The following is an 18,822-nucleotide window of genomic DNA, read 5'->3' as shown; positions in this document are numbered from 1 at the left end:
TGTTTCCAAAAGGAATCCTTACCCCTCCAAAAAGAAGAGGCACGGGATCAAATTGGCATTTGACATAGTGCACGCTGTTGAGTTCTCAAGAATCGAGCGCTTCCCTCTTCAGACCTCACGGCCATCTCTAAGGAGCAATCGCTTGCACTGCAAACCCCGGACAAGAACCACGGACCGTGAGCATGAAGCTCATCCTCCGCACAACCACCTGGAAGAACCAGAGGCCGTTGATCTCGCTACCCGGTGAGGCAGGAGTTCCGAGTGTAGATCATGTTGCTCCAACTTGCAAGAACAAGTGGCAGATGCTGATCTTTCTTTCAGAACTGTCTGGCCCGTGCGACCCGCTCTCGCGTTTCGCTCCGTCGGCCTGACGAGTGATTACATTACGCAGGGCCAGCCCGGCGCACAACTCGGCGCACATCCCGGGCGTGTCGGGGACAGCCGGACGAGCCGTCAGGCCCGGAATACCAGGCCTGCGAGCGTCTTCTTGCCCCGACGCAGCACAGCGACTCCGCCGGCAAGCGCGGCCGATTCACTCACGACGGTGGACTCATCGGTCACTCGCTCATTGTTGAGCGAGACCCCACCCTGCGAGATCGCCCGGCGGGCCTCACCGAGACTCTTCGCGAGTCCGGTGTCGACAAGGGCCTGCGCGACCGGCGCACCATCCACGATCTCTGCGTTCGGAAGTTCGAGGATCGCCGAGCGCAACGTCTGGCCATCGAGCTCGGAGAGCTCGCCCTGCCCAAAGAGCGCCGCGGAAGCTGCGATGACCGCTTCGGTCGCTGCCTCACCGTGCACCAGCGAAGTCACCTTCGAGGCGAGCGTCTTCTGCGCGACTCGCTTGAAGGGCTCGCTTTCGACAAGGGTCTCGAGCTCGGCGATCTCGGCACGAGTGAGGAACGTGAAGATCTTGATGCGCGCGATGACGTCAGCGTCGTCGGTGTTGAGCCAGAACTGGTAGAAGGCGTACGGACTCGTGAGCTCGGCGTCGATCCAGATCGCATTGCCCTCGCTCTTGCCGAACTTCGTCCCGTCCGCGTTGGTGATGAGGGGCGTCCCGAGCGCATGGACGCTTGCGCCTTCGGTGCGGCGGATCAGATCGACACCGGAGGTCAGGTTGCCCCACTGGTCGCTGCCACCCGTCTGCAGAACGCAGCCGTAGTTGCGATGCAGCTCGAGGAAATCGATCGCCTGCAGGATCTGGTAGCTGAACTCCGTGTACGAGATACCCGCCTCGGAGTTGAGCCGGGCCGAGACGGCATCCTTCTTGAGCATCGAACCGACACGGAAGTGCTTGCCGATCTCACGCAGGAAGTCGATTGCCGAGAGCGGCGCCGTCCAATCCAGGTTGTTCACCATGCGCGCCGCGTTGTCACCCTCGAACGACAGGTAGCCATCGATCTGCCCGCGGAGGCCCTCGACCCATTCGGCGACGGTCTCTCGGGAGTTGAGCGTGCGCTCCGCAGTGGGGCGCGGATCGCCGATGAGACCGGTCGAACCGCCGACGAGTCCAAGCGGCTTGTGGCCGGCGAGCTGCAGGCGACGGAGGAGGATCAGCTGCACCAGGTGGCCGAGGTGCAGGCTCGGAGCGGTCGGATCGAACCCGCAGTAGTACGTGATCGGCCCCTCGTTCATCCGCTCCTTGAGCTCGGCCAGATCGGTCGAGACGTGGATGAACCCGCGCCACTCGAGTTCGTCGATGACGTGCTCGAAGGTGGCGTCGTTGTGCTGGGTCGTCAGATCACGCGTAGTCACCGCGCAACCGTATCAAGCAGTTGACGACTCAGTGCCGCCCCGCGCGGAGTGACCTGTGCGCGATGTAGCGGGAAACGGACGCCTCGCCGTCGAGCCAGAGGCGCCAGTCGAACGGATGCGCACCACCCGGGGCGCCAACCCCGACGCGAAGCCCGCGCACGACAGCACGCCGCGCGTTCGGCGCAGGCGGCTCAAGCGCGAAGGGGTCGGCGTCGAAGCGGGCGCCGTCATCGCCGATCATTGCGCCGAGCGCCGTGACCAGGTTTCCCGGTCCGCGGGCCAGCTCATGGTCGCGCAGCGGAGCAGCCGAACGGCGGCCCTCGCTGCGCCGAGCCCTCGCCAGCTCGACCCCGTCGACGACCTCCCCGGCTCGCAGAAGGACTGCGGATGAGATCCCGGCCTCCCCCGCCACGACGTTGAGGCAGGTGTGGATGCCGTAGATGCGGTACGCGTACAGGTGCCCGGCGGGGCCGAACATCGTCGAGTTCCTCGCCGTTCGACCCCGGAAGCCGTGCGACCCCGGATCATCCGATCCCGCGTAGGCCTCGACCTCGGTGAGGCGGATGGACACGGTGCCCTCTGGCGAGGTACGCGAAAGGACCGCCCCCAGCAGCGCGTCTGCTGCGGGGAGCGGTCCTTCGCGAAGGGCCCCGTGGAGGTCCTGGTTCACGTGGGAGCCTAGGACCTGAGCGACGCCAGTCGCTCGCGGAGTTCTGCGATCTGCTCGGTCACACGGACGGGAGCCGTGCCGCCCCGTCCGTCTCGGGTCGCGACGGAGCCGTCGACCGACAGGACCTCGCGTACCTCAGGTGAGAGATGCTCGGACACCGCCGAGATCTCGTCGTCGCTCAACCCGTCGAGGTCGACTCCCCTGGATTCTGCAGCCTGGACCATGGACCCGGATACCTCGTGGGCCACCCGGAACGGGACCTGGCGCTTCACGAGCCACTCTGCGACGTCCGTCGCGAGCGAGAAGCCCTGCGGTGCGAGCTCACGCATCCGCTCACCGTGGAACGTGAGCGTCGCCACCATTCCCGTGAAGGCGGGCAGCACGAGCTCGAGCGTCTCGACGGAGTCGAAGATCGGCTCCTTGTCCTCCTGCAGGTCGCGGTTGTACGCGAGCGGGAGCGCCTTGAGCGTCGCCAGCAGGCCGGACAGGTTGCCGATGAGACGCCCCGCCTTGCCGCGAGTGAGCTCTGCGATGTCCGGGTTCTTCTTCTGCGGCATGATGCTCGACCCCGTCGAGTAGGCGTCATGCAGCGTGACGAAGCCGAACTCCTTCGTGTTCCAGAGGATGATCTCCTCGGAGAGACGCGACAGGTCGATGCCGATCTGCGCCGCGATGAAGGCGAACTCCGCGACCAGGTCGCGGCTCGCCGTCGCGTCGATCGAATTCGGCGAGGAGGACGCGAACCCGAGCTCGCGCGCAACACGCACGGCGTCGAGGCCGAGCGTCGATCCGGCGAGGGCGCCCGCGCCGTACGGCGACTCGTCGAGTCGCCGACCGAAATCGCGCAGACGATCGAGATTGCGAACGAGCGGCCACGCGTGGGCGAGGAGGTGGTGCGAGAGCAGCACCGGCTGGGCGTGCTGCAGGTGCGTCCGGCCAGGCATGATGACCTGGATGTTGAGCTCGGCCTGCTGCGCGAGCACGTCGACGAGCGTCTCGAGCTGCTCCGCGATGGTCGCGCTGTGGTCGCGCAGATACATGCGCACGAAGGTCGCGATCTGGTCGTTGCGGCTGCGACCCGCGCGCAGCTTGCCGCCCAGCTCCGGACCCGCGATCTCGATGAGCCCGCGCTCGAGAGCGCCGTGCACATCCTCATCGCTCTCCGCCGCCACGAACTCGGCAGCGACGACACGTCGCTCGAGCTCGGTGAGCGCGTCGAGCATGCCAGCGAGCTCAGCCGCATCGAGATAGCCCGCGGCCGCGAGCGCACCAGCGTGCGCCCGCGACCCGGCGATGTCGTACGTGGCGAGCTGCCAGTCGAAGTGGGTGGACTTCGACAGCCGCGCGAGCTCCGGGGACGGCCCGTCGCTGAAGCGACCGCCCCAGAGCGCGCCCTGCGTGGTCACTCCCCCGGACTTCGGTCCGCCCTCGGATGCGACCATGCTCAGAGTTCCGGCTTGTCGCGGCGCGCGGAGATCTTGGACGGCAGGCTCCAGAGCTCGATGAAGCCCTTGGCGTGCGACTGGTCGAACGTGTCGCCGGTGTCGTAGGTCGCGAGGCTGTAGTCGTAGAGCGACTCCTCCGAACGACGGCCCGTGACGACGGCGCGGCCGCCGTGCAGCGTCATGCGCACCTCGCCGGAGACGTGCTCCTGCGTGTGGTTGATGAACGCATCGAGCGAGCGCTTGAGGCCCGAGAACCAGAGTCCGTCGTAGACCAGGTTCGACCACTCGGCCTCGATGCCGCGCTTGAAGCGTGCGACATCGCGCTCGAGCGTCAGGTCTTCCAGGTGCTCGTGCGCCTCGATGAGGGCCAGGCCGGCCGGGGACTCGTAGATCTCGCGGCTCTTGATGCCGACGAGACGGTCCTCGACGACGTCGATGCGACCGACACCCTGGTCACCGGCGAGCGTGTTCATGAGCTCGACCACCTGGATGGGCGAGAGCGCCTCACCGTTGATCTTGACCGGGACGCCCTGCTCGAACGTGACCGTCACCTCGGTGGGCTCGCGAGTCTCGTCCGGGCTCTTCGTGTAGGTGTAGAGGTCTTCGATCGGCGGGTTCCACGGGTCCTCGAGGAAGCCGGTCTCCACCGCGCGACCCCAGACGTTCTGGTCGATCGAGTACGGGCTCTTCTTCGACTGCTCGATCGGCAGGTTGTGCTCCTGCGCATAGACGATGGCCTTGTCACGTGTGAGCGCGAGGTCGCGCACCGGCGCGATCGACGTGAGCTCCGGGGCCACGGCCGCGACGGCAGCCTCGAAGCGCACCTGGTCGTTGCCCTTGCCCGTGCAGCCGTGCGCGATCGAGTCGGCACCGAGCTCGCGGGCGGTCTTCGCCAGGTGCTTCGCGATGAGCGGGCGAGAGAGCGCCGAGACCAGGGGGTAGCGCTTCTGGTAGAGCGCGTTCGCCTTGAGCGCGGGCACGATGTAGTCGCTCGCGAACTCCTCGCGAGCGTCGACGACCACGGACTCGACAGCGCCGCAGTCAAGCGCTCGCTGTCGCACCTTCTCCATGTCCTCACCGGCCTGGCCGACGTCGATCGCGAGTGCGACCACGTCCTTGCCGGTGGCATCCTTCAGCCAACCGATGCCGACGGAGGTATCGAGACCTCCGGAGTATGCGAGAACGACGCGTTCCGTCATCAATGCTCCTAGCGTTTGAGTCTTGTGTTCAGTCTATGTGCGGTGGATGCGCGGGTCAGGCCGCGGCTTTGGCGAGCAGCCAGACGAGGAGTGCCTTCTGGGCGTGGAGTCGGTTCTCCGCCTCGTCCCAGATGACCGACTGCGGACCGTCGATGACCGCCGCGTCGACCTCGTAGCCCCGGTCGGCCGGGAGGCAGTGCAGGAAGATGGCGCCTTCAGCCGCGTTCGCCATGGTCTCCTCGGTGACGCGGTAGGCGCTGAGCGCATCGATACGACGCTGCTTCTCGTCTTCGCGTCCCATCGATACCCACGTATCGGTGACGACGACGTCCGCGCCTGCGACGAGGGCGTCGATGTCGTCGCCGACGACGACGGAGCCGCCGGTCTCCGCGGCGATGCGCTCGGCGTCGGCCACGACGTCGGCGCGCGGCTGGTAGCCGACGGGCGCAGCGATGCGGACGTGCATCCCCGCCGTCGCGCAGGCGAGGAGGTAGGAGTGACCCATGTTGCTCTCACCGTCGCCGAGGAAGACGAGCGTGCGCCCCGCAGGGTCACCGAGGTGCTCGTTGACCGTGAGCAGATCAGCGAGCAGCTGGCACGGGTGGAAGTCGTCACTGAGGGCATTCACGACCGGAACGAGCGCGCCGTGCGCCATCTCCTCGAGGCCGCTCTGCGCGTAGGTGCGCCAGACGATGGCGGCGACCTGGCGCTCGAGGACGCGAGCCGTGTCCGACGCCGTCTCCTTGCCACCGAGCTGGCTGGACGCCGTCGAGATGATGAGGGGCGAGCCGCCGAGCTCCGAGATCCCGACGTGGAACGAGACTCGCGTGCGCGTCGAGGTCTTGTCGAAGATCACGGCGACGCTGCGAGGGCCCTCGAGCGGACGCGCGGAGAAACGATCGCGCTTGAGCACCGCGGCGAGCTCGAGCACCTCGCGCTGCTCGGCGGGTGTCAGATCGTCGTCGCGGAGGAAGTGGCGAATCACAGTGTTGCCTTTCAGTGGGTGACGGAGAGGTGTCAGAACGACGGGCGTACGCGCATCAGGCGGAGACCTTGGTGCCGAAGCCCTCGGAGGTGAAGATCTCGAGCAACATCGAATGGGGCACCCGGCCGTCGATGATCGCGGCCTGGTCGACACCGCCCTCGACGGCTTCGATGCACGCCTGCACCTTCGGGATCATGCCGGCCGACAGCGTCGGAAGCAGGGCACGCAGCTCTTCGAGCTTGATCTCGGAGATGAGCGAGTCGACATCCGGCCAATCCCGGTACAGGCCCGCGACATCAGTGAGCATGATGAGCTTGGCCGCGCCGAGCGCCTGCGCCAGCGCCGACGCGGCTCGGTCAGCGTTGATGTTGAGCGCCTTTCGGGGCGTGTCGATGTCGCTCGCGATCGACGAGACGACGGGGATGCGGCCGGCCGCGATGTCGGCCTTGACCACCGTCGGGTCGACGCTCTCGATCTCACCGACGAGGCCGAGATCGACGGTCTCGCCGTCGACGAGGAGCTTCTTCCGCCTCGCCTGGAACAGGCCGGCATCTTCTCCGCTGGTCGCCACCGCGATCGGAGCGCGCTCATTGATCGCCGCCACGAGCTCACGCGCTACCTGGCCCCCGAGCACCATGCGGACGACCTCCATGGCCTCCTCACTGGTGACGCGGTAGCCGTCCTTGAACTCGCTCTCAATGCGCAGCCTGCCGAGCATGCGAGAGATGTGCGGGCCGCCGCCGTGCACGATCACGGGCTTGATGCCCGCGTAGCGCAGGAACGCGATGTCAGATGCGAACGCCTCGAACAGCTCGGTGTCGACCATGGCGTTTCCGCCGAACTTGATCACGAGGACACGACCCGAGAACTCCTGCATCCACGGCAGCGCCTCGATGAGCGTCTCGACCTTGGAGGTCGCCTTCTCGTACAGGTCAGGAGTGGTCATGCTGCCCCTTTCGGGCCGGTCAGAAACCGTCGGGCTGGTCCGGCAACCGCTCGGCGGCTGCCGCTCCTCATCTCGACTCGCGTGGCTCGTCAGGACGAGTACGCGCTGTTCTCGTGCACGTAGTCGTGCGTGAGGTCGTTGGTGAGGATGGTCGCCTCGCTGACGCCCGCATGCAGGTCGATCAGGACGCTCGTGTCGCGCGGGGTGAGGTCGACGAGCTCTGCGGGCTCGTGCGGAGTGCCAGCGCGGCAGACCATGACGCCGTTGATCGTGACGTCCAGCGCCTGCGGGTCGAACTCCGCGTCCGTCGTGCCGACCGCCGCGAGCACGCGACCCCAGTTCGGGTCATTGCCGAAGATGGCCGCCTTGAAGAGGTTCGACCGAGCGACGGCCCGTGATGCGTCGAGCGCGTCCTCCTCGGTCGCGGCTCCGATTGTCGTGATCGTCACGTCGTGGCTCGCGCCCTCGGCATCCTGCTGCAGCTGACGTGCGAGGTCGGCGCACACGTCGGTGAGCACCGCCGTGAAGGCCGCCTCATCTGGCGTGACGCCGCTCGCGCCCGATGCCATAAGCGTGACCTGGTCGTTGGTCGACATGCAGCCGTCCGAGTCGACACGGTCGAAGGTCACCCGCGTCGCAGCCCGCAACGCTCGGTCGAGCGCCACGGACTCGAGGTCGGCGTCGGTCGTGATGACGACGAGCATGGTCGCGAGCCCGGGCGCAAGCATCCCCGCACCCTTCGCCATGGCTCCGACGACGTACCCCTCGCCCTGGCGCACAGAGCGCTTGGGCTTCGAATCGGTGGTCATGATGGCAAGCGACGCCTCATCGCCCGCTTCTGCGGTGTCGGAAAGCGACTCGGCCGTGAGCTCGACGCCGCGCAGGACGCCGTCGCGGAAGCTCTGGTCGCCGACGCCGATGAGCCCGGTCGAGCAGACCAGCACGTCGCCAGCTCCGATGCCGAGCTTCGCGGCCACAGCCTCCGCGGTCTGGTGCGTGGTCTGGAACCCGAAGGAGCCCGTGTAGCAGTTCGCGCCGCCGGAGTTCAGGACGATGGCGGAGATGGAACCGCCCCTGATGGCCTCCTGTGACCACAGGATGGGGTTGGCCTTGCATCGGTTGCTGGTGAAAACCGCGGCGCAGGCCGCGCTCGGACCGTCGTTGACGACGAGGGCGACGTCACGTCGCCCCTCCGACTTGATGCCGGCGGCGACACCTGCCGCACGGAAGCCTGCTGCTGCGGTCACGCTCACGGTGCCACTCCGTCCAGGGGAAGGCCAAGCGACTCCTCGAGTCCCAGGGCGATGTTCGCTGACTGCACCGCGGCGCCCGCGGTGCCCTTGCCGAGGTTGTCGATCGCGGCGACCGCGACGACCCTGCCCGCTCGCTCGTCGACACCGATGCCGATGGATGCGCGGTTCGAGCCGGTCACGTCACCGGTCCGCGGCCACTCCCCATCGGGGAGGAGCTGCACGAAGCGCTCAGCTCCATACGACTCCTCATAGGCGGCGCGCAGCTGGGCCGCATCCACGCCATCGGACAGGCGCGCCGTCGTCGTAGCCAGGATGCCGCGTGCCATGGGCACCAGGACCGGAGTGAACGCAAGCGTGACCTCGGCCCCACCCGCGCGGCGGAGGTTCTGCCTGACCTCGGGGTTGTGCCTGTGCCCGCCCGTCACGGCGTACGGGTTGGCCGAGCCCATGAGCTCCGATCCGAGCAGCGAGACCGCTGCCTTCTTGCCAGCCCCGGATGGGCCGACGGCGAGGACGGCGGTGAGGTCGGACGGCTGCACGAGCCCGCGGTGGAGCGCCGGGGCGAGCGCGAGCGTGATCGCCGTGACGTTGCAGCCTGGGACGGCGACTCGTGAGACTCCCTTGAGGTTCGCGCGCTGCTTGGTCTCGGCCCCTGAGAGCTCGAGCTCGGGCAGGCCGTAGGCCCAGGTGCCGAAGAAATCGCCGCCGTAGTACTCGGCCCAGTCCTCCTCGCGCTCGAGGCGGTGGTCGGCTCCGCAGTCGATGACCAGCGTCTCCTCCCCCAGCTCCGCAGAGATCGCCCCGGATGCTCCGTGGGGCAGCGCCAGGAACACGACGTCGTGCCCTCTGAGCACATCCGCGGTCGTCGGCTCGAGCACCAGATCGGCGTAGCTCGCAAGGTGCGGATGCACGCGCAGCAGTCGCTCACCCGCGTTCGCGTGCGCGGTGACGGTGCGGACCTCGAGTTCGGGGTGCGAGGCGAGAATGCGCAGGAGTTCGCCACCTGCGTACCCGCTCGCCCCAGCTACTGCAACGGAGAAAGCCATGCCGTTCATCCTAGGCCGTGCCACCCCCACCCACGGTCGACCGGACCCACGGGCGCCTCCTGGGGCGTCTCCTGCGGGAATGTCGAGCGCGCCACGCGCGTTCCACTCGTAGGCTTGACAGGCTGAGGCCTCGACGTTCACGCGTCGGCGGCGCGATGCCGATGAGAGGACGACGTGACACTGAACACCGAAGACGCAGCTTCCACCACGAGCGCCGACGGGGCACCGACCGCGGTCCAGGCGCTGAGCGACACACGGGTGAACCAGTTGCGACGAGACTTCCCGATCCTCGACCAGGAGGTGAATGGCGAGCCGCTCGTGTATCTCGACTCCGGCGCGACGTCACAGCGGCCGACTCAGGTTCTCGAGGTCGAGCGGCGTTTCCTCGAGCACGAGAACGCGGCCGTCCATCGCGGGGCGCACACGCTCGCGGCCCTCTCGACGGTCGCCTTCGAAGATGCTCGCGAGACTGTCGCCGCCTTCGTCGGCGCCGCCCCGGAGCAGATCTCCTGGACGCTGAACGCGACCGACGCCATCAACCTCGTGACCGGTGGCATCCGCATCGCCAGCGCGGGCCGCGGCGGACCACGGACAACACGGCTGGCGATCGGCGAGGGCGACGAGATCCTCATCACCGAGGCCGAGCACCACGCCAACCTGGTGCCGTGGCAGGAGCTGGCGCTGGACACCGGCGCGACACTCGTCTACGTGCCGGTCAACGATCGTGGGACCTGGAGCGTCGAGGATGCGGCAGCCCTCATCTCCTCGCGGACCAAGGTCTTCGCCTTCGCGCACGTCTCCAACGTGACCGGCCTGGTCGCGGATGCGAAGCGCCTGACCGAGCTCGCGCACGACGCGGGTGCGATCGTCGTCCTCGACGCCTGCCAGTCGGTGCCGCACCTGCCAGTGAACTTCCCGGCGATCGGCGTCGACTTCGCCGCGTTCTCCGGGCACAAGATGCTCGGCCCCAACGGCGTCGGCGTCCTCTACGGGCGCGCCGAGATGCTCGACGCGCTGCCGCCCGCCCGCACAGGCGGGTCGATGATCTCGACCGTCACCATGGCGGCCAGCGACTTCATGGCTCCCCCGACGCGCTTCGAAGCCGGCACGCAGCCGGTCTCCCAGGTCGTCGCGCTCGCCGAGGCCGTGCGCTACCTCGAGTCGGTCGGCATGGATGCGGTCGCGTCCCACGAGGCCGAGATGGGCCAGCTCCTCCTCGCCGGCCTCTCCGGCGTTCCAGGCGTGCGCATCATCGGCGAGCCAGCCGGCGTGCCCCGCGCGGGCCTCGTCAGCTTCGAGGTCGAGGGCGTCCATTCGCATGACGTGACCCAGTTCCTCGACTCGAAGGGCATCGCGGTTCGCGGCGGCCACCACTGCGCACAGCCCCTCCACCGGAGGCTCGGGCTCACGGCGTCCACACGCGCCAGCAGCTACCTCTACACGACCCGTGAAGACGTCGACCGCTTCGTCTTCGCGGTCGGGCAGATCCGCGCCTGGTTCGGAGTGGACGCGTGAGCGCGCTCGACGGCCTCTATCAGCAGCTCATCCTCGAGCATTCGAAGAAGCGGTCGGGCGATGGTCCCCTCGCTGACGCCGAGGCGGAGCACTTCGAACGCAACCCCAGCTGCGGCGACGAGATCACCGTGCGCGTGAAGCTCGACGAGGCCGGCACCGGTCTCTCGGAGCTCGCGTGGCAGGGCGACGGATGCAGCATCTCCATGGCTTCCGCGTCGGTGCTCAGCGAGCTCGCCGTCGGCAAGACCACCGCCGAGATCGAGGAGCTCGTCGCCGCGTTCCGCCTCATGCTTCGGACCCGGGACGGCTCGGAGCCGGACGAGGATCTGCTCGAGGACGCGGTCGCGTTCCAGGGCGTCTCGAAGTTCGTCATGCGCGTCAAGTGCGCCATGCTCTCCTGGGTCGCCCTCGAGGCGAGTCTCAAAGAGGCCTCGGTCGCCCGCGAGCACTGAGTCTCCTTCAGCGTGCAACTCCGCTCCACGCGGAACAGCATCGCCCGGCCCCATCGGGGCCGGGCGATCTCTGTTTCGAGTTCGTGCTTCGGAGTTCGTGCGTCCGTCAGGCGCGCATGGTCGCGCCGAAACGCTCGGCCGCCAGCATGGCGCCCGACTCCTTGGCCTCGCTCGCCTCGGCGGCCGTCAGCGTGCGGTCGGTCGCGCGGAAGCGAAGCGCGAACGTCAGGCTCTTCTGCCCGTCCTCGAGCCCCGCGCCGCGGTAGTCGTCGACAATGGTGAGCTGCTCGAGCAGCGCACCGGCACCTTCGGTCACAGCCGCCGACACGGCGGCCGCGGGAACAGTCGCGTCCACGACGAGGCTCAGGTCCTGCGTGGCTGCCGGGAAGGTGGAGATGGGCTCCGGCAGCACCTCGCGCCGTGCCAGGTCGATGACCGCGTCGAGGTCGACCTCGAACGCGGCGACGACGCGTGGCAGGTCGGCCCCCTCAGCGATGTCGGGGTGCACCTCGCCCGCGAAGCCGACGACGATCTCATCGACGCCGAAGCTCAGGAACAGCTCCGCGCAGCGGCCCGGGTGGAAGGCGCGGTGTGTCCCCTGCCTCACCTGGATGTCCGCGCCGGTCGCGAGGCCGAGCTGTGCGACCAGCTCGAGTGCGTCTTCCCAGGACGCGGCGGTCGGGGCGTGGCCGGGGCGCTTGGGCTCGCGCTGTCCGAGCACGATGCCGGCAGCATGCCGCGGTTGTGGCGGCAGGCCGGCCTCGAGCTCCGCGATGCGCTCGGGAGTCGGTCGAACGGCGACCGACGGCACCTCATCGACGCCGTACACGACCCCGGACTCCGGCTTGAAGACGGTGCCCGTCTCGAAGATCGCCAGGTCCGTGAGGCCACGGGACACGTTCCGGTGCGCGATGGTGAGGAGTCCGGGCAGGAGGCTCGTCCGGAGCCACGCGGCACGCGGGTCGAGCGGGTTGGCGAGCTTGACCGCCGCCACCTCGCCAGCATCCGGTCGGCCGAACGTGACCGTGTCCGCCTCGGCGACGAACGGGTAGCTCTGCACCTCGACGGCGCCGGACGCCGCCAGGACATCCGCCGCGGCCCGACGCAGGCGCTGCTCGCGGGTCAGCCCTCGCCCGGGAGGGGCGACGGGGAGGCGGGACGGGATGCGCTCGAAGTCGCACAGGCGCCCGATCTCCTCGACGAGCGTGACCGGCTCGGTGAGATCGCCGCGCCAGCTCGGAACGGTGACCCCGAGGAGTCCCTCCGCTTCCTCCCAGACCTCGCAGCCCACGGCACGCAGCGCACCGATCGTCTCGTCGAGCGAGTAGTCGACGCCCATGATGCGAGACGCGGCATCAACCGGGAGGATCAGCGACTCGGGGGTGGGGATCTGCTCGTGGACGCTTCCCGCACGAATCACACGTCCGCCAGCGTGCTCGACCAGCAGCTCCGCGACGCGTGCCGCGGCCGGCTGCGCGACGCGGGGATCGACGCGACGCTCGAAGCGACGCGAGGCCTCGCTCGGCAGCTTGTGCCTGCGCGCGGTGCGCGCGATGGAGATCGGTGAGAACGACGCGGCCTCGATGAACACGTTGCGAGTCTCGGTGCTGAGCTCGGTCTCCTCGCCGCCCATGACCCCGGCCAGACCGATCGGTCCCCGATCGTCGGTGATGAGGATGTCCTCGGCGGTCAGCCTGCGCTCCTTGCCGTCGAGGGTCGTGAGCTGCTCCCCCTCCGCCGCACGCCGCACCCGGATGCCGCCGCGCAGCTTGTCCAGGTCGTAGCCGTGGATGGGCTGCCCCAGCTCGAGCATCACGTAGTTGGTGATGTCGATGGCGATGCCGAGCGGACGGATGCCCGCGAGGCGAAGTCGCTGGGCCATCCAGGTCGGCGTCGGCCGAGTGGCGTCGATGCCCTCGACGACGAGGCCGACGAACACGGGGGCCATCGGCTGGTCCCGCACGGAGGCGTCATCGTCGACCGAGACCGGGACGCGCACATCCTGCGTGTCAGCGGCGACGGCTTCGGCCAGGATCGCCTCGAGCTGCGGTCGCAGCGCGGGATCGCTGAAGGCGACGCCGGTCGCGTTCGAGTACTCCCGGACGAGGCCGCGGATCGACATCGCGTAGCCGCGATCGGGGGTGACGTTGACCTCGACGGCCTGCTCGGTGAGGCCGAGCAGCTCGATGGCATCGGTGCCCGGGGTCGCGCTGACGCCGAGCCGGGACAGCACGATGATGCCCTCGTGGTCGTCGCCCATGCCGAGCTCACGCTGGGACGCGATCATGCCGTCGGACACATGCCCGTACGTCTTCCGGGCCGCGATGGCGAAATCGCCCGGAAGGACGGCACCGGGAAGCGTGACGACCACCGAGTCGCCCACGCCGAAGTTATGCGCGCCGCAAACGATGCCGCGCACATCCGCACCGCCATCGGCCGCGAGCTGACCCTCAGGTGCGACACGCACATGGCACCAGTTGATGGTCTTCCCGTTCGACTGCGGCTCGGGCTCGGCCGAGAGCACCTCACCCACGACGATGGGGCCCTGCAGCTGCGTGCCGTGCACGGCTTCGTCCTCGAGCCCGACACGAACGAAGGCATCGAGCACCGATGCCGGGGACACCGAGGCGGGGATCTCCGCGTACTCGCGGAGCCAGGAGAGTGGAGCGCGCATGACTAGATCACCATTCCGAACTGAGTGCTGAAGCGGACATCGCCCTCGACCATGTCTCGCATGTCGGTGAGCGCGTTGCGGAACATGAGGGTGCGCTCGACGCCCATGCCGAACGCGAAGCCCTGGTACTCCTCTGGGTCGACACCGGCCGCCAGCAGCACGTTGGGGTGCACCATGCCGCATCCGCCCCACTCGATCCAGCGCGGGCCGCCCTTGGCCCCCGGGTGCCAGATGTCCATCTCGGCACTCGGCTCCGTGAAGGGGAAGTAGTTGTTGCGCAGACGGATGCGGGCCTCGTCGCCGAACATCGACGTCGCGAAGTGCTCGAGCGTGCCGCGAAGGTGAGCCATCGTGAGGCCCTTGTCGATCGCGATGCCCTCGAACTGCGTGAAGACGGGCGTGTGCGTCGCGTCGAGCTCATCGGTGCGGTACGTGCGACCCGGTGCAAGCACATAGAGGGGCACGCCGCGCTCGATGAGGGAGCGCATCTGAACGGGCGACGTGTGGGTGCGCAGCACGAGGTGCCGGTCGGCGGGCTCGACGAAGAAGGTGTCCTGCATGGCTCGGGCCGGGTGGTCGGCGTCGAAGTTGAGCGAGTCGAAGTTGAACCACTCGCTCTCGAGCTCCGGCCCTTCCGCGATCTCCCAGCCCATGCCGACGAAGATGTCGCTCACCCGGTCCTGCAGCACAGTGAGCGGATGCCGGGCTCCCGTTCCGCGAGCGGGTCGCGCGAGCGTGACGTCGACGGTCTCCGCAGCGAGACGCGCGGCGGCCTCAGCTTCGGCCAGCTCTCGCTCGCGAGCGGCGAAGGACTCGTTGACCCGGCTGCGGGCCTGCCCGATGAGCTGACCGGCTTCCTTCTTGCTCTCCTTGGGGACGGAGCGCATGGCGGCGTTCAGCGACGCGATCGCCGAACCCTCCGCCAGGTGCTCGGCGCGCACGCGCTTGAGTGCGGTCAGGTCGGGCGCCGCGGCGATGGCGGCGAGTGCCGCGTCGACCGCGGAGCCGACGGCTTCCTGCGTGATGGGGTTCGATGAGGCGTCAGACACAAGCGTCGAGTTTAGCGAACGCAGTGGACAACGGCTCCAGAACCATGGATCCGCTTTTCTCACGCTGTGAGACGAGGCGTGTCGGGGCCTCCGGGAGAACGCGGCTTCGTCCCGTTCCTCGATCAGGATCCGCGTGAATCCGGCGATCTTCCAGGGTCCAGGTGTATCCATGAGCACCGAAATTGTGGCCGACGTGCACCAATCAGGTAACCATCTCGTTGCGAAAGCGAGAAATAGGCAACCGCGCAGTCTGACGCTGTGGTGGAATCGCTCCATGCAAAATCAGAGCGAGCCCCTCGTCGTCGTCGATCACGTCGAGAAGCACTACGGTGAATTCCACGCCCTGAAGGACATCAATCTCAACGTCGAGCGCGGTCAGGTCGTCGTCGTCATCGGGCCCTCCGGTTCCGGCAAGTCGACCCTGTGCCGCACGATCAATCGACTCGAGACGATCACCTCGGGGGAAATCCGGATCGACGGGAAGGTGCTGCCCAAGGAAGGGAAGGCACTCGCCGCGCTCCGCGCCGACGTCGGCATGGTCTTCCAGTCCTTCAACCTCTTCGCGCACAAGACCATCCTCGAGAACGTGGCTCTCGGCCCCATCAAGGTCCGCAAGCTCTCGAGGGCCGACGCCGAGAAAGAGGCAAAGGCGCTTCTCGACCGCGTCGGCATCGGCCACCAGGCGGCGAAGTTCCCTGCCCAGCTCTCCGGTGGTCAGCAGCAGCGTGTCGCGATCGCCCGCGCACTGGCCATGAAGCCGAAGGTCATGCTCTTCGACGAGCCCACGAGCGCCCTCGACCCCGAGATGATCAACGAGGTCCTGGACGTCATGGTCGATCTCGCGAAGGAGGGCATGACGATGATCGTCGTGACCCACGAGATGGGCTTCGCCCGCAAGGCGGCCGACCGGGTCGTCTTCATGGCCGACGGCCAGATCCTCGAAGACCAGGCGCCTGAGGACTTCTTCACGCACCCGAAGACCGACCGCGCCAAGGACTTCCTCTCCAAGCTCATCACCCACTGACGGCAGGCGCGGACCGCGCCCCGACCGTCCTCCAGGACCAGACAGACTTCCAACAGAAGGAGAAGAAATGCGAAAGACCAAGCTCAGCGCCATTCTCGGCGCAGGCATCCTGGCCTCACTCGTACTGACCGGATGCGCCGAAGGCGCCCCGCCCGCTGCAGGCGGCGACGAAGGCACCACGACCGGTGAAGCACCCGTCTTCGAGGTCGCGACGGACGTCGCGATCGAGGGCTCGCCCACGTTCGACGCCATCAAGGCGCGCGGCGACAAGGTCGTCGTCGGCGTCAAGGAAGACCAGCCGAACCTCGGCTACCTCGACGCAGTGACCGGTGAGCGCACCGGCTTCGACGTCGACGTCGCACGCTGGATGGCCGCATCGCTCGGCGTCTCCGAGGAGAACATCGAGTTCAAGCCGATCGCCTCCGCCAACCGCGAGCAGGCGATCTCCAACGGCGACATCGACTACTACGTCGGCACCTACTCCATCACCGACAAGCGCAAGGACCAGATCGACTTCGCCGGTCCGTACTTCGAGACCGGACAGGGCCTCCTCGTCGGCGCCGACTCCGAGATCACGGGTGTCGACGACCTCGTCGCCGGCGTCAACGTCTGCTCCGCGACCGGCTCGACGCCGATCCAGAACATCCGCGACAACTACCCAGAGGTCACGACCACCGAGTTCGACACGTACTCGCAGTGCGTCGAGGCGCTCCTCAACGGCCAGGTCGATGCAGTGACGACCGACGAGGCCATCCTCATCGGCTACGCGGCTCAGGACCCTGAGCAGCTCAAGGTCGTCGGCGAGCCCTTCAGCGAAGAGCTCTACGGCATCGGCCTCGCCAAGGGCGACGACGCGCTCCGCGACCACTTCAACACGACCCTCGAAGAGGGCGGCGACGTGTGGCAGTCGATCTTCGACTACAACCTCGGCTCCTCCGGAACCACGGTCTCGCAGCCAGCGGTCGACCGCTACTAATCCCACAGGCGAGCGGCGGCGAGACTCACTCTCGCCGCCGCTCGTTCGCACCTAGGGCGCCTCGCGCCCTGTCTCAGAAAGGAAGGCGAGCGTGTTCGATATCTTCACGAACCACCTCGACCTGTGGAGTGAGGCCCTCGTCGGGACGCTCATCCTCTTCTTCGGGGGCGCGCTCCTCGCGCTCGTCCTCGGCTTCATCGTGGGTGCCATGCGGGTCTCGCCGGTCCCGATCGCTCGGGCCGTCGGCGCCGCCTACGTCAACATCGTGCGCAACACGCCACTCACGCTGGTGTTCTTCATCTTCGTCTTCGCCGTGCCCGTCCTCATCCCGATGGGCCGCACCGACTACCTGCTCCTCGGCATCCTCGCGCTGGGCGTCTACACCGCCACGTACGTCGCCGAGGTGCTTCGAAGCGGCATCAACACCGTGCCTGTCGGCCAGGCAGAGGCCGCGCGGGCCATCGGCCTTCCCTTCGGGCAGGTCATGACCCTCATCGTGCTCCCACAGGCAGCACGCGCCGTCGTCCCGCCCATGATGAGCGTCCTCATCGCACTGCTGAAGAACACCACCGTCGCTGCTGGGTTCTCGGCCGTCAACCTCGGCATCATCCGCGCCAACATGAGCGAGCGGGGTGAGAACGCGATGGAGGTGCTCATCTGGGTCGCCATCGTCTTCATCGTCCTCGTGCTCCTGCTCTCGTGGGTGCAGAACGCGCTCGAACGCCACTGGAAGGTTGCCCGATGAGCCAGACCTCAGTTCTCTACGACGTCCCGGGACCCCGCGCGCTCGCTCGCAACAAGCTCCTCGGGATCATCACGGTCGTCGTCATCGTCGGCCTCGTGGCGTTCCTGATCTACCGCCTCGGCGCAACGGGCAACCTGAGCGCCAACAAGTGGCAGATCTTCGGCTACGCGGCCATCTGGACGCAGATCGCGCAGGCGCTCTGGGCCACGCTCAGCGCCTTCCTGGTCGCCGCCGTCGGCGCGCTGGCGCTCGGATTCGTCCTCGCCATCGGCCGCCTATCGGACCACGCGTGGGTCCGCATCCCGTTCACGGTGGTCGTCGAGGGGCTCCGCGCGATCCCCGTCCTCATCCTCATGATGCTCATGTACTACGGCCTGCCCGCCATCGGCATCAAGATGGAGCCGTTCTGGGCCGTCGTCATCGCGCTCATCGCGTACAACGGCTCGGTACTCTCCGAGGTCATCCGAAGCGGCGTCCAGTCGCTGCCGAGCGGACAGGCCGAGGCCGGCTACGCCATCGGCCTCCGCAAGAGCGGCGTCATGCAGATCATCCTGCTCCCGCAGGCCATCCGCGCGATGCTGCCCGTCATCATCGCGCAGCTGGTCGTGACGCTCAAGGACACGGCCCTCGGCTCGATCATCACCTACAACGAGCTCCTCTACATGGCGAAGCTCATCGGCGGCCAGGCAGACTATGGCCGCCCGTACATCCCGGTGACGATCGTGATCGGCGCCATCTACATCGCGACCTGCGTGCTGCTCTCATGGCTCGCGACCATCGTGCAGAAGCGCATCTCGCAGAACCCGAAGGTCATCGCGGGGGCGGCGCCGGAGCCGCTCACCAACGCGGGCAACGTGACCGACACGGAGCTCATCCTGGTCCAGCAGTCGGACGTCCTCGAACTCGAAGAGGACGAGCGGCAGAAGGCCAAGCACGATCTCGCCGAAGCGCAGCGGCAGAGCGATCTCCGCAAGCGCGACGACGGCGATCGCGTCTAGACGCACCAGCGACAAAACGCTCCCCGCTTGCAGGTACCGAGTCTCTCGGTCCTGCCAGCGGGGAGCGTTTCGTTACTGCGGCTCGCG

Annotated in this window: 16 protein-coding genes; 6 read left to right on the top strand and 10 right to left on the bottom strand. The window is 67.7% G+C overall.

Features of this window, described 5'->3' with window-relative positions; genetic code table 11:
* Positions 1-453 precede the first annotated feature (453 nt).
* The 8 genes from tyrS to argC all read right to left on the bottom strand — a co-directional run bounded on the left by tyrS (position 454) and on the right by argC (position 9,302).
* The gene (gene tyrS / locus HDC34_RS15080; RefSeq protein WP_179557578.1) at positions 454-1,758 is read right to left on the bottom strand and encodes a tyrosine--tRNA ligase; all 1,305 of its coding nucleotides are present in this window, start codon (positions 1,756-1,758) and stop codon (positions 454-456) included.
* Positions 1,759-1,786: 28 nt separating this feature from the next.
* Complete coding sequence (locus tag HDC34_RS15075) at positions 1,787-2,428, bottom strand: DNA-3-methyladenine glycosylase (protein ID WP_179557577.1); 642 nt, start codon at positions 2,426-2,428, stop codon at positions 1,787-1,789.
* An 8-nt stretch (positions 2,429-2,436) separates the two neighbouring features.
* Positions 2,437-3,870, bottom strand: a complete 1,434-nt coding sequence (gene argH, locus HDC34_RS15070; RefSeq protein WP_179557576.1) for an argininosuccinate lyase — start codon at positions 3,868-3,870, stop codon at positions 2,437-2,439.
* Positions 3,871-3,872: 2 nt separating this feature from the next.
* Positions 3,873-5,072: an argininosuccinate synthase gene (locus tag HDC34_RS15065; protein WP_104311539.1), complete on the bottom strand. Its 1,200-nt coding sequence runs from the start codon at positions 5,070-5,072 to the stop codon at positions 3,873-3,875.
* A gap of 55 nt (positions 5,073-5,127) precedes the next feature.
* The gene (gene argF / locus HDC34_RS15060) at positions 5,128-6,057 is read right to left on the bottom strand and encodes an ornithine carbamoyltransferase (RefSeq protein ID WP_179557575.1); all 930 of its coding nucleotides are present in this window, start codon (positions 6,055-6,057) and stop codon (positions 5,128-5,130) included.
* Between the two features lie 55 nt (positions 6,058-6,112).
* Complete coding sequence (gene argB, locus HDC34_RS15055; protein WP_104311537.1) at positions 6,113-7,003, bottom strand: acetylglutamate kinase; 891 nt, start codon at positions 7,001-7,003, stop codon at positions 6,113-6,115.
* Positions 7,004-7,092: 89 nt separating this feature from the next.
* Positions 7,093-8,256, bottom strand: a complete 1,164-nt coding sequence (gene argJ, locus HDC34_RS15050; protein ID WP_104311536.1) for a bifunctional glutamate N-acetyltransferase/amino-acid acetyltransferase ArgJ — start codon at positions 8,254-8,256, stop codon at positions 7,093-7,095.
* A complete protein-coding gene (gene argC / locus HDC34_RS15045; RefSeq protein WP_104311535.1) occupies positions 8,253-9,302 on the bottom strand; it encodes an N-acetyl-gamma-glutamyl-phosphate reductase in 1,050 nt (349 codons plus the stop codon). Before argC ends, argJ begins: the two co-directional genes overlap by 4 nt.
* A gap of 243 nt (positions 9,303-9,545) precedes the next feature.
* On the opposite strand from argC, the gene HDC34_RS15040 reads away from it, so the two are divergent.
* Together HDC34_RS15040 and sufU are read left to right on the top strand one after the other, a co-directional pair.
* Positions 9,546-10,817, top strand: a complete 1,272-nt coding sequence (locus tag HDC34_RS15040) for a SufS family cysteine desulfurase (RefSeq protein ID WP_179557616.1) — start codon at positions 9,546-9,548, stop codon at positions 10,815-10,817.
* Complete coding sequence (gene sufU, locus HDC34_RS15035) at positions 10,814-11,269, top strand: Fe-S cluster assembly sulfur transfer protein SufU (protein WP_179557574.1); 456 nt, start codon at positions 10,814-10,816, stop codon at positions 11,267-11,269. The genes HDC34_RS15040 and sufU overlap by 4 nt, the downstream gene beginning before the upstream one ends.
* Positions 11,270-11,375: 106 nt before the next feature.
* Here the strand turns inward: sufU and pheT are convergent, their stop codons facing one another.
* Together pheT and pheS are read right to left on the bottom strand one after the other, a co-directional pair.
* Positions 11,376-13,943 carry a phenylalanine--tRNA ligase subunit beta gene (pheT, locus tag HDC34_RS15030; protein ID WP_179557573.1) on the bottom strand — a complete coding sequence of 856 codons (2,568 nt, stop codon included), beginning with the start codon at positions 13,941-13,943 and terminating at the stop codon, positions 11,376-11,378.
* A gap of 2 nt (positions 13,944-13,945) precedes the next feature.
* On the bottom strand, positions 13,946-14,992 hold the full coding sequence (gene pheS, locus HDC34_RS15025; protein ID WP_179557572.1) for a phenylalanine--tRNA ligase subunit alpha: 1,047 nt from the start codon (positions 14,990-14,992) through the stop codon (positions 13,946-13,948).
* A 274-nt stretch (positions 14,993-15,266) separates the two neighbouring features.
* Here pheS and HDC34_RS15020 point away from each other — a divergent pair, with 274 nt between their 5' ends.
* The 4 genes from HDC34_RS15020 to HDC34_RS15005 all read left to right on the top strand — a co-directional run bounded on the left by HDC34_RS15020 (position 15,267) and on the right by HDC34_RS15005 (position 18,735).
* On the top strand, positions 15,267-16,016 hold the full coding sequence (locus tag HDC34_RS15020) for an amino acid ABC transporter ATP-binding protein (RefSeq protein WP_104252994.1): 750 nt from the start codon (positions 15,267-15,269) through the stop codon (positions 16,014-16,016).
* Between the two features lie 67 nt (positions 16,017-16,083).
* Positions 16,084-16,992, top strand: coding sequence for a glutamate ABC transporter substrate-binding protein (locus tag HDC34_RS15015; protein WP_104311531.1), 909 nt, complete (start codon positions 16,084-16,086; stop codon positions 16,990-16,992).
* Positions 16,993-17,083: 91 nt separating this feature from the next.
* Positions 17,084-17,737 carry an amino acid ABC transporter permease gene (locus HDC34_RS15010; protein WP_104252996.1) on the top strand — a complete coding sequence of 218 codons (654 nt, stop codon included), beginning with the start codon at positions 17,084-17,086 and terminating at the stop codon, positions 17,735-17,737.
* Positions 17,734-18,735, top strand: coding sequence for an amino acid ABC transporter permease (locus HDC34_RS15005; protein ID WP_104252997.1), 1,002 nt, complete (start codon positions 17,734-17,736; stop codon positions 18,733-18,735). Before HDC34_RS15010 ends, HDC34_RS15005 begins: the two co-directional genes overlap by 4 nt.
* The last annotated feature ends 87 nt before the right edge of the window (positions 18,736-18,822 follow it).

Source organism: Pseudoclavibacter sp. JAI123 (genome assembly GCF_013409665.1).
Taxonomy (GTDB): Bacteria; Actinomycetota; Actinomycetes; order Actinomycetales; family Microbacteriaceae; genus Pseudoclavibacter.
The sequence above is the reverse complement of the archived record's forward strand: the minus strand, read 5'-3'. Positions and strand labels throughout refer to the sequence as shown.

Excerpts from the sequence above, each read along its gene's own strand:
- argH (WP_179557576.1), bottom strand. The coding sequence starts at position 3,870 with ATGGTCGCATCCGAGGGCGGACCGAAGTCCGGGGGAGTGACCACGCAG.
- HDC34_RS15065 (WP_104311539.1), bottom strand. The coding sequence starts at position 5,072 with ATGACGGAACGCGTCGTTCTCGCATACTCCGGAGGTCTCGATACCTCC.
- argB (WP_104311537.1), bottom strand. The coding sequence starts at position 7,003 with ATGACCACTCCTGACCTGTACGAGAAGGCGACCTCCAAGGTCGAGACG.
- argC (WP_104311535.1), bottom strand. The coding sequence starts at position 9,302 with ATGGCTTTCTCCGTTGCAGTAGCTGGGGCGAGCGGGTACGCAGGTGGC.
- pheT (WP_179557573.1), bottom strand. The coding sequence starts at position 13,943 with ATGCGCGCTCCACTCTCCTGGCTCCGCGAGTACGCGGAGATCCCCGCC.
- HDC34_RS15020 (WP_104252994.1), top strand. The coding sequence starts at position 15,267 with ATGCAAAATCAGAGCGAGCCCCTCGTCGTCGTCGATCACGTCGAGAAG.
- HDC34_RS15015 (WP_104311531.1), top strand. The coding sequence starts at position 16,084 with ATGCGAAAGACCAAGCTCAGCGCCATTCTCGGCGCAGGCATCCTGGCC.
- HDC34_RS15005 (WP_104252997.1), top strand. The coding sequence starts at position 17,734 with ATGAGCCAGACCTCAGTTCTCTACGACGTCCCGGGACCCCGCGCGCTC.